10 protein-coding genes and 2 pseudogenes are annotated in these 11,311 nt (G+C 64.8%); 8 read left to right on the forward strand and 4 right to left on the reverse strand.

The features are described 5' to 3' along the window. Positions 1–54 precede the first annotated feature (54 nt). Positions 55–984 carry a c-type cytochrome gene (locus AC0L23_RS25530; protein ID WP_473357485.1) on the forward strand — a complete coding sequence of 310 codons (930 nt, stop codon included), beginning with the start codon at positions 55–57 and terminating at the stop codon, positions 982–984. A gap of 24 nt (positions 985–1,008) precedes the next feature. On the opposite strand, the gene AC0L23_RS25535 is transcribed toward AC0L23_RS25530, so the two are convergent. Next, on the reverse strand, positions 1,009–1,254 hold the full coding sequence (locus tag AC0L23_RS25535; protein ID WP_007602021.1) for an Lrp/AsnC ligand binding domain-containing protein: 246 nt from the start codon (positions 1,252–1,254) through the stop codon (positions 1,009–1,011). 129 nt (positions 1,255–1,383) lie between these two features. Between AC0L23_RS25535 and thiD the strand changes: the two genes are divergently transcribed. The 4 genes and pseudogenes from thiD (at position 1,384) to AC0L23_RS25555 (ending at position 5,306) form a co-directional block, all read left to right on the forward strand. Then, positions 1,384–2,184 carry a bifunctional hydroxymethylpyrimidine kinase/phosphomethylpyrimidine kinase gene (thiD, locus tag AC0L23_RS25540; RefSeq protein WP_085394499.1) on the forward strand — a complete coding sequence of 267 codons (801 nt, stop codon included), beginning with the start codon at positions 1,384–1,386 and terminating at the stop codon, positions 2,182–2,184. A 206-nt stretch (positions 2,185–2,390) separates the two neighbouring features. Further along, on the forward strand, positions 2,391–3,203 hold the full coding sequence (locus AC0L23_RS25545) for a UDP-2,3-diacylglucosamine diphosphatase (RefSeq protein ID WP_085383974.1): 813 nt from the start codon (positions 2,391–2,393) through the stop codon (positions 3,201–3,203). A gap of 13 nt (positions 3,204–3,216) precedes the next feature. After that, positions 3,217–4,259: pseudogene (locus AC0L23_RS25550) on the forward strand (glycosyltransferase family 4 protein). A 63-nt stretch (positions 4,260–4,322) separates the two neighbouring features. Continuing rightward, entirely contained in the window at positions 4,323–5,306 is a 984-nt protein-coding gene (locus AC0L23_RS25555; protein ID WP_085348824.1) for a threonine/serine dehydratase, read from the forward strand. 72 nt (positions 5,307–5,378) lie between these two features. Here the strand turns inward: AC0L23_RS25555 and AC0L23_RS25560 are convergent, their stop codons facing one another. After that, positions 5,379–7,181: a caspase family protein gene (locus tag AC0L23_RS25560; RefSeq protein ID WP_247541681.1), complete on the reverse strand. Its 1,803-nt coding sequence runs from the start codon at positions 7,179–7,181 to the stop codon at positions 5,379–5,381. 163 nt (positions 7,182–7,344) lie between these two features. Between AC0L23_RS25560 and AC0L23_RS25565 the strand changes: the two genes are divergently transcribed. Beyond that, positions 7,345–7,788, forward strand: a complete 444-nt coding sequence (locus tag AC0L23_RS25565) for an RbsD/FucU family protein (protein ID WP_018457525.1) — start codon at positions 7,345–7,347, stop codon at positions 7,786–7,788. Positions 7,789–7,818: 30 nt separating this feature from the next. On the opposite strand, the gene AC0L23_RS25570 is transcribed toward AC0L23_RS25565, so the two are convergent. Beyond that, the gene (locus AC0L23_RS25570) at positions 7,819–8,136 is read right to left on the reverse strand and encodes an antibiotic biosynthesis monooxygenase family protein (protein WP_007602028.1); all 318 of its coding nucleotides are present in this window, start codon (positions 8,134–8,136) and stop codon (positions 7,819–7,821) included. A gap of 88 nt (positions 8,137–8,224) precedes the next feature. Between AC0L23_RS25570 and AC0L23_RS25575 the strand changes: the two genes are divergently transcribed. Beyond that, positions 8,225–8,620 (forward strand): hypothetical protein, encoded by a 396-nt coding sequence (locus tag AC0L23_RS25575; protein WP_018457527.1) that lies wholly within the window; start codon positions 8,225–8,227, stop codon positions 8,618–8,620. Between the two features lie 222 nt (positions 8,621–8,842). Here the strand turns inward: AC0L23_RS25575 and AC0L23_RS25580 are convergent, their stop codons facing one another. Then, the gene (locus AC0L23_RS25580; RefSeq protein ID WP_473357486.1) at positions 8,843–10,225 is read right to left on the reverse strand and encodes a hypothetical protein; all 1,383 of its coding nucleotides are present in this window, start codon (positions 10,223–10,225) and stop codon (positions 8,843–8,845) included. Between the two features lie 75 nt (positions 10,226–10,300). Between AC0L23_RS25580 and AC0L23_RS25585 the strand changes: the two are divergent. After that, a pseudogene (locus tag AC0L23_RS25585) lies at positions 10,301–11,195 on the forward strand (MFS transporter); the annotation flags it as partial. Between the last annotated feature and the right edge of the window lie 116 nt (positions 11,196–11,311).

Raw genomic sequence — 11,311 nt, forward strand, 5'->3', positions numbered from 1 at the left:
CTGGAGCCGCGAGGACATCGGTCATAAGCTTCGCCGCGACGACGAAAGGACCGCATGTTGCGACGAACAATCTCCGTGGCGCTGCTCGCCGCACTCGCCACAGCCGGCGTCTATTGGTGGCTCAGCGCGCCGGTGGGGGCGGCCGTCGGCACCGCGCCTGCCCGCGTCCCTGATCTTGCCAATGGCCAGGTGATGTTCAACGCCGGCGGCTGCGCCTCATGCCATGCCGTCCCCGACCAGGCCGATCGTCTCAGGCTCGGCGGCGGCGTCGCGATCAAGTCGCCGTTCGGAACGTTCTACGCGCCGAACATCTCGTCCGATCCGACCGATGGCATCGGCAAATGGAACGATGCCGAATTCGTCAATGCGGTGATGCACGGGGTCTCGCCGGACGGAGGGCATTATTTTCCGGCCTTTCCCTATACGTCCTATCAGCACGCCAGGCGCGAGGACGTGCTCGATCTCTTTGCGTACCTGAAAACGCTGCCGGCCGTCGCAGGCAAGGTGCGCGACCACGATGTGCGCTTTCCGTTCAACATCCGGCGTAACGTCGGCATTTGGAAATTCTTATTTCTGGACGACAAGCCCTTCGTCCCCGACAGCGCGAAGTCACCGCAGTGGAATCGCGGCGCCTATCTCGTCAACAGTTTTGGCCATTGCGCGGAATGCCACAGCCCGCGCAACGCGCTTGGCGGCATCATGGCCGCACAACGCTTCGCCGGCGGTCCCAATCCGGAAGGCGAGGGATGGGTGCCCAACATCACCCAGAAGGGCCTCGGCGAGTGGAGCGCGAAGGATATTGCCTATTTCCTGAAGACCGGCGAATTGCCCGACGGCGACAGCGTCGGCGGCGCGATGACGCGGGTGATCAAGAACACCTCGCAACTGCCGGACGACGATCTCGCGGCGATGGCGGACTATCTCAAATCGCTGCCGCCGGTGGACGGTCCGCCGCGTCCCAAGCGCAAGGAGGGCGGCACCTGATCGGGCCTGCCCTTTTTCGGACGGTCAACTCGCGCCAAACGCCTTGAAGGTGATGATGGTGAGGGTGTCCTGGATGCCGGGCAGCACCTGCACCTTCTCGTTGACGAAGTGGCCGATATCGGTGTCGTTGTCGACATAGAACTTCACCAGCAGGTCGTATTGCCCGGCCGTGGAATAGATCTCGGAGGCGATCTCGGCTTCGGCAAGCGCATTGGCGACCACATAGGATTGGCCGAGCTTGCATTTGATCTGGACGAAAAAGGGAACCATCGCGGTCACTCCGAAAGCATATCTGACGGCTAATAGGCCAAACCCGGCCGGATTTAGCAAGCGAACTTGCTGGGTTGAGGCAGGCGCGCTAGGACGGGCCATGGCTTCGAAAACGCTGAAGATCGCCCCATGACGACACCCGTAGCGCTGACCATTGCCGGCTCCGATTCGAGCGGCGGCGCCGGCATCCAGGCCGACCTGAAGACCTTTGCCGCGCTCGGCGTTTTTGGCGCGTCCGCCATCACGGCGCTGACGGCGCAGAACACCCGCGGCGTCACCGGCATTCACGCCGTGCCCGCCGAATTCGTCACCGCGCAGATCGACGCGGTGTTTTCCGATCTCGAGGTCGGCGCGGTCAAGATCGGCATGGTGGCGCAAGCCGCCAGCATCGATGCGATCGCGGCCGCGCTGTCGCGCTGGGCGCCCGGGCATATCGTGCTCGATCCCGTGATGGTGGCGACGTCGGGCGATCGCCTGCTCGCGTCCGATGCCGTCGATGCCTTGCGCATCAAGCTGATGCCGCTGGCCTCGGTGATCACACCCAATCTGCCCGAGGCCGCGGCTCTGCTCGACGAGCCGGTCGCGGCCAGCGAGGCCGAGATCGAAAGCCAGGGGCGCCGGCTGCTGGCGCTCGGCTGTCGTGCGGTCCTGATCAAGGGCGGCCACGGCGAGGGCGCCGAGAGTATCGATTATCTCGTCGATGCCAGCACCACGATCGCGCTCGCCGCGCCGCGCGTTGCCACAAGCAACACCCATGGCACCGGCTGCTCGCTGTCCTCGGCGGTCGCCGCAGGGCTCGCCAGAGGCGAGGATCTCGAGCGCGCCGTGCGCAACGCCAAGACCTGGATCAGCGCGGCGATCGCCGCCGCCGACCGCTTCAGCGTCGGCCACGGACACGGCCCGATCCATCATTTCCATAAATTTTACTGAACGCCGGTCGCGAGCGCGCCACCGCTAGTCCCTCCCGCCATGCAGCTCCGGGTTCTTGCGGAGCGCGTTGCGACGCCACGTCGCCTGATTGTCGCATGCGACTGATATTCGCGGGGTGGGCGAGGCAAGCGCGATTCGTATCTGAGGGTGCCTCAAAGGTTCGATTGGTCATCCCCCTGTCACGGGACATTGTTACAGGCTGGCGCATGGGAAGTTACGATGTGAGTGACGAGAGCCCGGAGCGGCGCTTTCGCACGTTGTTCATCTCCGACGTTCATCTCGGAGCCCGCGGTTCTCAAGCCGACCTTCTGCTCGATTTCCTGCGTTTCCACGACGCCGACACGATCTATCTCGTCGGCGATATCGTCGACGGCTGGGCGCTGAAATCGAGCTGGCATTGGCCGCAATCGCATAACGACCTCGTCCAGAAGCTTTTGCGCAAGGCGCGCAAGGGCGCCAAGGTCATTTACATCCCCGGCAATCACGATGAGTTCCTGCGCAACTATTACGGCACGCATTTCGGCGGCATCGACGTGGTCGAGAACACCGTCCACATCGGCGCGGACGGCAGGCGTTATCTCGTCATCCATGGCGACATCTTCGACCTCGTGGTGCAGAACGCACGCTGGCTCGCTCATCTCGGCGACAAGGCCTACGACTTCGCGATCCAGCTCAATCGTTTCGTCAACTTCTTTAGGCGCATGTTCAAGGTGCCGTATTGGTCGCTGTCGCAATGGGCCAAGCAGAAGGTCAAGAACGCCGTCAACTATATCGGCGCATTCGAGCAGGCACTCGCTGCCGAGGCACGGCGCCACGACGCCGACGGCGTGATCTGCGGCCACATCCATTACGCGGTGATCCGCGACGAGGGCGGCATCCGCTACATGAATTGCGGCGACTGGGTCGAGAGCTGTACGGCGCTGGTCGAGCACGACGACGGCCATTTCGAGATCATCACCTGGGCGGACCAGGCCGAGAAGCCGGCACAGGTCCCGCAGGTCGCAGCCAGAGCTGCATGACAAAGGCAGCCTGATGCGCATCCTGGTCGCGACCGACGCCTGGCACCCGCAAGTCAACGGTGTGGTCGGACGCTGACCAAGCTTGCCGACGCCGCCAAAAGTCTCGACGTCGAATTCTCGTTCCTGACGCCGCAATCGTTCCGCACCTTTGCGATGCCGAGCTATCGGGACGTGCGGGTGGCCATGCCGCGCCCGGGCAGAATCGCGAAGCTGATCGAAGAGGCGCGCCCGGACAGCATCCACATCGCGACGGAGGGGCCGATCGGCCTGATGGTCCGCCGCTATTGCCGGCAGCGCAAGCTGCCCTTCACGACCAGCTTCCACACCCGCTTTCCCGAATATGTCCGCGCCCGCGTGCCGGTGCCGGGCTCGCTGATCTGGCGGGCGCTGCGCCGATTCCATAGCCCCAGCCGCGCCGTGATGGCGGCGACGCCGGCGCTCGCCAGTGAGCTGACCGAGCGCGGCTTCGACAATGTCGTGCTGTGGCCGCGCGGCGTCGACCCCCATCTGTTCCATCCCCGCGCGATCGATCTCTGCCTGCCGGCGCCGGTGTTCCTCTCGGTCGGTCGGGTCGCGGTGGAGAAGAATCTCGAGGCGTTCCTCGACCTCGAGCTGCCCGGCACCAAGGTGATCGTCGGTGACGGCCCGGCGCGTGTCGCGCTGGAGGAGGCCTATCCGGACGCGATCTTCCTCGGCGAAAAGCATGGCGAGGAGCTGGCGGACATCTACGCGGCCGCCGATGTCTTCGTGTTTCCGAGCAAGACCGACACGTTCGGCCTCGTTCTGCTCGAAGCCTTGGCGAGCGGCCTGCCTGTCGCGGCCTTCCCGGTGAAGGGCCCCCGCGACGTGATCGGCGATGCGCCGGTTGGCGCGCTCGATCACGATCTGCGCAGCGCCTGCTTTGCCGCGCTCGACATCTCCCGGCAGGACTGCGTGGAATTCGCCGCCAACTACACCTGGGAGGCCTCGGCCCGGGCTTTTATCGAGAGCATTTTGGCCGCCGGCGCCGTGATGCCCGGCCGGAACGGGGCAGAACCGGCGCGATTCGTCGCCTGAGGGGAAGAAGCCCTCGCCCGGAGATGCCTTGCCCGCGCCTCATCCGGCGCGATAACATCAGGCATGACAGAACAGCTTCTCCCGATCGGCCCTGCCGATATCGACGCCGCAGCACGCGTGATCGCACCCTTCGCCGTCCGCACCCCGCTGTTGTCCTTTCCCGTGCTCAACGAGCGTGTCGGCGCAAAGGTCTATCTCAAGCCGGAAATGCTCCAGCGCACCGGGTCGTTCAAGTTTCGCGGTGCCTTCAACAAGGTCGCCTCGATCCCGCAGGACAAGCGCGCCGGCGGCGTGGTCGCGTTCTCCTCCGGCAACCACGCCCAGGGCGTGGCGGCGGCGGCAAAGATCCTCGACATGCAGGCGACCATCGTGATGCCCGCGGATGCGCCGTTGTCAAAGCGCGAGCGTACCAAATCCTACGGTGCCGAGGTCGTGCTGTACGACCGCGACCGCGACGACCGCGAGGCGATCTCGCGCGGCATCGCCGAGAAGCGCGGCGCGACGCTGGTCAGGCCCTATGACGATCCCTTCGTGATCGCCGGTCAAGGCACGGCCGGCCGCGAGATCGCCGAGGACATGGCGGCACTCGGTCTCGCTCCTGACATCGTGGTAGCGCCGGCCTCCGGCGGCGGTCTGATCGCGGGCGTCGCGACGGCCGTGAAGGCACGCTTTCCGTTGGCCCAAATCGTCGTCGCCGAGCCCGAGGCATTCGACGATCATAGCCTTTCGCTGACCGCGGGCCATCGCGAGCCGCACGCACCCGCCGGCCGCACCATATGCGATGCGCTGATGGCCCTGATCCCCGGCGAGATGACGTTTGCGATCAACAGCAAGCTGCTCGCGCGCGGCGTCACCGCCTCGGACAAGGAAGTCGGCGCGGCCGTCGCCTTTGCCTATCGCGAGCTGAAGCTCGTGGTCGAACCGGGCGGAGCGGTCGGCCTGGCGGCGCTGCTTGCGGGACGACTTGATGTTGCCGGCAAGAATGTCGTCATCGTGCTCTCCGGCGGCAATGTCGACGCTGATCTGTTTGCCGAGCTGGTGGCCTGATAATCAATCTTCTGACATCAAGAAGGGCAGAGCGTCACCGCTCTGCCCTTTGTCGTGTGTGGCCGACCGCGATCAGTGCATGAAGCCGCGGTGGTTGTTGCCGCCGTTGCCACCCTGGCTCTGGTTCATCGACTGCCGGAAATTGTTGCTGCCGTTGTTGACGATCCGGTTGGTCTCATTGAACTGCGGGTGGTTGTTGTTCTGCACCTGCACCTTGTTCACGGGGTTGTTGCTGATCTTCGCCCCGTTGTTGATGCGGATCGGGTTGTTCTGCGTCTGAACGTTGACGGGCTTCGTATCGATGGTCGTGCCGCCCTTGCCGACATTGACCGGCATGCTCACGATCTTGCCAGGATTGCCACCGGTTGTGCCGTTGGCAGTACCATTCGGCGTCTTGTTGGTCGCAGGCAGCGTCACGATCTTGCCGATGCCGCCATTGTTGTTGGTGGTGTTGGTCGGCGCAGGCAGGGTCACGATCTTGCCCGGGGTCTGCGACGGCGTGCCGTTCTGCTGGTTGGGCTGGTTGTTGCCCGCGGGCAGGTTGACGATCTGGCCGACATGTCCGAGCTTGCCGATGCCGTTGTTGTCGCCCGACTTCTGCACGATCGGCAAATTGCCGTTCACTTGCGCGCCGCCATTACCCTGCTGCAGCGGCATGTATTTGGGCTGGCCGAGATTGCCGATCTTGAAGGTCGGGGCGATATTCTGCGGCGCCAGGAACTTGGTCGCCTGCATCAAGGGGATCTGCTTCGGCTGCATCTGGAGCTTCAGCGCGACCTGCGCATAGGGCGTGTTGCCGTAGCTGTCGTAGAAGTTCTTGTAGCCGAGCGGCGAGTTCGCGAGCACCGCCTTGTGCCAGGCCTGCGTGAGCAGCAGGTTGTTGAGCAGCCAGCGGACGTGATCGCACAGCGGGTCGTGCGGATACATCGTGATGAATTCCTGATAGTACTCCGGCCGTGCTTCGGACACGACGTAGTCATAGGCTTGGCGCGTCGAGCGGCTCGGCAGATTGGAGGCCATCTGCACCACAGGCGCATTCACCGGTGCGCGGCTGGCGGCAACCGCGGTGTCGCCGAAGAAGGTGAAGTCGGACGTGAGCGACGAGCTCTCCCACGGGATCTGCGCGCCGCTGGTGGTCTGGTTCACTTCGAGGCGCACGCGCTTGAACAGCTGCTCGATCGGCACGTTGGGCTCGCGCGCGACGTTCAGGAAGGCCTGCGTGTAGGGGCTGTGGCCGCCGGTGCCGTCCTGCGCTTCGGCGCCCGGCGCGGTCGAGTAGCCGACGATCGAGCCGTTCGGGGCATCGACGATGGCCAGGCCGCGGCCGGCATCGTTCACGTTCGGGAACGGGTTATTGCGGCAGGCATCGAGGATGACGATGCGCATACGGCTCGGGATCGTCTCCAGCGTCGACATCACGTCGACCAGGCGGACGGAGTTGTTGACGAGTTCGGTCTGGCTCGAGACCTTGGCGTCGACCGGAACGAGGTAGTTCTCGCCGGCGAGTTGCACGCCGTGACCGGCATAGTAGACCATCGCCACCGTGTTCGGACCACGCGCCGACACTTTGGCGGAGAAGTCCTGGACGACGCGGAGCATGTCGTTCTGAGTCAGGTCGGTCGCGGCGACCACTTCGAAGCCGGCGGAGTTCAGGAACTTCGCCATGGACTCCGCGTCGTTGTCCGGATTGGCGAGCTGCGGCGCGTTCTGATAGTTCGAATTGCCGATCACCAGCGCGACACGCTGTTCCGGGCCTTGCAGCGCGGTGGGGGCCGGCTCGACCGGGGCGACTTGCGCGGAAACTGGGCCGCAGGCAAAGCCGAACAGGCTCCCCAGCAGGCTAGCCGTCATCAGGAAAGGTTTTAGGCGGAACATGGCGTGCTCCTTTGGCACTGATCTCGATACGAGATTGGTTGCCGGCAAACTTGGCCGCGTTCGAGTTTCATGTCCGTGATTCCCATCACCATGGTAGGCTGCGTGATCTGAATCACGCTTGGACCTGCCGAGGTGGGCGCCCAATGGGAGGACAGTCCGTCACATGCTGAAATCGATCGATCCGATCCTCACGCCCGACCTGCTTTGGCTGCTGGCTTCCATGGGCCATGGCGACGATCTCGCTTTCGTCGATGCCAATCACCCCTCGGCGCGCATCGCGCAGAGCACGCATTCGCAGCGCTTGATCCAGTTGCCAGGCATGAGCATGGAGACCGCGATTCGCGCCATCATGTCGGTCTATCCGCTCGACGATTTCGATCCCGATCCGGTCCGCGTGATGATGCCGGTCGACGATCCCGACCGCGTCCCCGACGTGCAGCGCGCGGTGCTCGCCGAGATCGAACGCGCCGCCGGCCGGCCCGTCACGCCCGGAAAACTCTCCCGGCCGGATTTTTATCGCGCGGCGGCGGCGAGCTTTGGCGTCGTGCAGGTCGGCGACAGCAGCAGTTACGGATGCTTCCTGATCAGGAAGGGTGTGATCAGCTAGCAGCGCACGATCGAACGATGCGGGACGGCGTCACGCGTGCTCGAATGGTCCGACCTCGCGGATCACCTTGCAGATCTGCAGGAAGCCGCTGGCGTAGAATTCGGCATGTCCTCGCTTCATCGTCTCGACATGTTCGGGATGGGTGCGCCAGGCTTCGAGCGCTTCCTCAGAGGCAAAACGGAACACGGTGAGCTCCTCGCCGTCGTCGGCCTTGAACGACTTGACCGATACAAAGCCGGGAAGACGACTGACGATGTCGTACATGCGCGCGCCGAGCCGGTCGTGCTCGTCGACAGAGGCGCCGTCACGCAATTGCAGATCGCCAATGACAATCACTTCGCCAATCATGTTTCCTTGCCCTTAATCAATAGGATTCCTGCCGCTCGATCTGCTATTCGGTTTCGTGAGGGCTTTGTTACTTGGCACTCGAAATTGAATGGTCATTCCGCAAGCGGCCGTCTATCGTCCATCCATGTCACGCTTTTTATGTCTATCTGTCGCTATCGTCCTATCGCTGCTGCCGGCTGTCGCGCCGGCTGCGTCAATCCAAAAGCGTCCCAAGCAAGCTTGGCATGGCTACGGCTTCCTGCCGGGCTATCGCCAGCCGCTGAGCAACAGCATTCCGCTCTACAAGCAGAAGGAAGCGATGCGGCGGATGTCGCCCAGCGACCGGCGCCATTGGTACATCGATCCGGTTCCGCAATATTACGGCTGGGATGGTGAGTGGCGCTATTTCGGCCGGCCCGGCTTCGGCGGCGGCCGCTACAATGGCGGCAGTTTTGGGCCGTGCTGGACGCGGACGCCGATCGGTGCGGTGTGGAATTGCGGGTGATCGGCTGAGCATCCGTCATTGCGAGCGGAGCGCGCTGCGCTCGCAATGACGTTGAGGAGAGAGTGTTTTCCTCATTCCGCTCTCGTGCGGCGGACGCAGCCTGGCGTCTCTTCGACGGTGCGCTGCAGAGCCGGGGCCATGTGGCGACGGAAGCTGTGGCTCGTGGGTTCCGGATCTGTGCTTCGCTTGTCCGGGACACGAGACGGAGGAGGCCGCATCCCCTTACGAGAAGAACGCGATCTTCTCGGCCTGGGTCATGCGGCGGATTGGCGCCATGGGATCGTTGGCGGCGGCGCGGGGCTTTTGCAGGATGCCGCTGGCGAGGATGGTGGCGCCAAGCGAAGCTTCCGGAACCGGCGACGTCATCGGGAGCGTCGTGGCCTGCGCCGCGCCGAATGTCGCGGATGCTGCCATGACGGGCGCCGGCTGCTCCATCACTTCGGCGGCGGCTTCCGCAATGGCGTTGGTGAGGCGCGCCAGCGATTCCATCGCGATCGGCGCTTCCTCTACGGGCTCCTCCACCACCGCTGCGGCGGCGACTGGCTCGGCTGCGGCCGGCTCCGGTATCTCCGCTGCGATGGGCGCTGCAGCCTCCGCAACCACCGGTTCCGGAACGGTCGCTTCCATCTCGACCGGTTCGATGATCTCGTCGAATTCGGGGTCGGGCGCGGCCATCTCCAGCGCGATGGCCTCGAGGATGGCTTCGTCCTCGGCTTCGGCGGCGGCATCGAGCGAAAATTCGTCCGTCACCTCCGCGAAAGCCTCAGTGGCCGGCTCTTCAAAAGCGATGTCTTCAGGCGCGATCCGGCTCTCGGCGACGGTCTCCGGCTCGAGCGCGGCGTCCGTCGCCTGCTCGGCAACGGAGAAGGCCTGGGAGACGATTCCGGCCGCTTCCACGGCGGCTTCGGGCTCGATCGCCTCTGCGATGTCTTGCGGCGCCTCCGTAAAAGCCACGGGTGCTTCGCTGGCCATCGCCGCGGGCGCGGCCTCCGCCAGCGGAGCTTCCGCAGCGGACGACGGTGCCTCCTGCACCGGAGCCGGCGAGGGGCGCGCGGCCTGCGGTGTTGCGTCAGCGTCGGTTTGGTCGATCCGGTCCTTGAGCAGATCGAATGCGGCCTTGAGGTCGGCGCGGGGGTCGATGGTCGAAACCTGCGCGCAGGCCGCCTCGATCGAGGCGAGCTGCGAATCAATCAGGTCGCAGATTCGGCCGTCGGCACCGATCTCGCGCCAGCGCCAGGAGATCTCCTTGATGATGCGCAGGCCGCGCGGGATCGGTGCGAGGCTCGCCTCGATCGCAGCAGGATCGAACGCCGCGATTGCGATCGTCTCGGCTTCACGAATCGCGTGCCGGATGGCGACCAAGGCTTCGGGGAGGCGGTCCTCGACGACGGGTTGGCGCTGTGCCGCAAGGGCTTCTTCGATTTTCGCGACCGCGTCGAGCACCATGCGGGTATCGGCATTGCGGTTGCGCTTGGCGTATTCGCCGAGGAACCAGCGGCCGCGCGCGGTCTCCATGAAGGCTTCGCGGATCGCGTCGTAATCCTGCTCGTTCGGCTCGGCCGCACGGGCAGACATAGGCGAGAGGGCGAATGCTTCGTTGGCCATGTCAATCTCGTCGCGCAAATCACCGCGCGTTACAGTAACGATCATCACGATATCGACCGAATCGCAATTGGTTTGATGGCACCCGAATCACAAATCCCCATCGCAGCATCTCAGAAGCGGCGATTCGCCGTGAGCCTCGCGCTGTTCTATTCGGCCGTGTTCGCGGTGTCGGGAACGCATCTGCCGTTCTTTCCGGTCTGGCTGAAGGCGATCGGCATCGACGCGGCCTGGATCGGCCTCATCAACGCGCTGCCCGCGATCACGCGCTTCACCACGCTGCCGCAGATCACCGCCTTTGCTGAAAAGAGACATGCGATTCGCGCCGGCATGATGGTGTCGGTGCTGGTGACGGCGATCGGGTTCACGGCGGTCGGCTTGCAGCAGCAGCCGCTGGCGCTGTTCCTGATCTATGCGCTGACCTGCATGATGTGGACGCCGACCATGCCGCTGACCGACGCCTATGCGCTGCGTGGCGTCGCCCGCTACGGGCTCGATTACGGGCCGGTGCGGCTGTGGGGTTCGGCAGCGTTCGCGGCCGGCTCGCTCGCCTGCGGCTATCTCGTAGACCACATCGCGGCGCGCGATCTGATCTGGGTCATCGTCGCCTGGGCCGGGGTTGCGGTCGCCGCCGGCATGCTGCTTCAGCCGCTCGACGACGTTAGGCGACGGACGACAACGGTGCACGCCGGCAAGGCGCTGCTGCGCGATGCCGGCTTCTGGGCCATCATCGTTTCGGCCGCGCTGATCCAGGGCAGTCACGTCGCGTACTATACGTTCTCGGCCATCAACTGGCAGGCCCACGGCCTCGGCGGGCTGACGATCGCGGGCCTCTGGACGTTAGGGGTGATCGCCGAGATCGTCGTGTTCGCGCTGTCGCCGCGCTTCTCGCTGCATCCGTGCTCGCTCATGGCGATCGGGGGCGCGAGCGCGGTCGTGCGCTGGGTCGTCACCGCGTACGATCCGCCGCGCGCGCGGGGGGCGGGGGGGGCGCGACGGCCCCGCCCGGCCCAGGGGGTTTAGAAGAAACGGCCCCAGAGTATGGGGGTGGCGCGCGCGGCCGGGCCAAAAAAACCCGGGGGGGCGGGG

Source organism: Bradyrhizobium sp. MI1.4, from assembly GCF_055811315.1.